We start from the raw sequence: 927 nt of genomic DNA on the forward strand, positions 1-927 counted from the left end.
CAAACTAATACAGCACAGCCAATTAAGAATAATATGATTTTAAGTGCTTTCATTCCCCACCTTTCAGGGCTTTTTGTGCTATTGACAGTGCTTTTTTATCAATAAATCGCAATCAAGGAGATTGACCATGAAAAAATTTGCCATCGCATTGACCGCTGCCGCTATTGCTCTGACAGGCTGTGCATCGAATAACCTAAATGATACGCGCGTCATGACGCTAGAGGGTCAAACCAAGGAAGTTAAAATCATTGATATTCCAAGTTTTCAGGTAGAGATCGCACCACGTAAAGCTGTGTGCGAACTAACCAGCACGACTGACACTAAAGTCGCTGGCGAATGCCTACAATACCGTCGCACTATCGATCGCAACTTTAACGTGCTAAGCGGTGATATCGAAGGTTTTGAATATGAAGAAGGTTTCCGCTATGTGCTAGATGTTAAGCAAACGAGCGTTACCGAAGGTGATAATGTAAAACCTGTATGGACACTGAACAAGCTAATCTCTAAAACACCAGAAATTACGAACTAATCGCTTGTCATTCATAAAACAAAAAGATCTCTAATTTTAGAGATCTTTTTGTTTGGGTAGAATACTATCCCAGTCTAGCATTGACTAAAGCCCGCATTAATGCCAATGGTGGCGGTAGGAATGCGACTGTCGGCATAGACAGCCAAACCTCCGCGTGCGGTTTCTTTGTATTTATCCATCATGTCGCGACCAGTCTCTTTCATGGTCAGAATGGCTTTATCAAGTGACACATGATGCGAGCCATCACCCCGAAGCGCAAGACGTGCTGCATTGATCGCCTTAACCGATGCCATGGCATTGCGCTCGATGCAAGGCACCTGCACCAATCCCGCTATCGGGTCGCAGGTAAGACCTAAGTTATGCTCAAGTCCAATCTCAGCAGCGTTCAGGCATTGCGC

Annotated in this window: 2 protein-coding genes; one reads left to right on the plus strand and one right to left on the minus strand. The window is 44.6% G+C overall.

The window, feature by feature from the left end; all coding sequences use genetic code 11:
• Positions 1–127 precede the first annotated feature (127 nt).
• Positions 128–529 carry a DUF4377 domain-containing protein gene (locus GY683_RS05860; protein WP_297287853.1) on the plus strand — a complete coding sequence of 134 codons (402 nt, stop codon included), beginning with the start codon at positions 128–130 and terminating at the stop codon, positions 527–529.
• 74 nt (positions 530–603) lie between these two features.
• On the opposite strand, the gene GY683_RS05865 is transcribed toward GY683_RS05860, so the two are convergent.
• On the minus strand, positions 604–927 hold a 324-nt coding region (locus tag GY683_RS05865), incomplete at its 5' end, for an L-serine ammonia-lyase, iron-sulfur-dependent, subunit alpha (RefSeq protein WP_297287854.1).

This window comes from Moraxella sp., from assembly GCF_024227015.1.
Taxonomy (GTDB): domain Bacteria; phylum Pseudomonadota; class Gammaproteobacteria; order Pseudomonadales; family Moraxellaceae; genus Moraxella.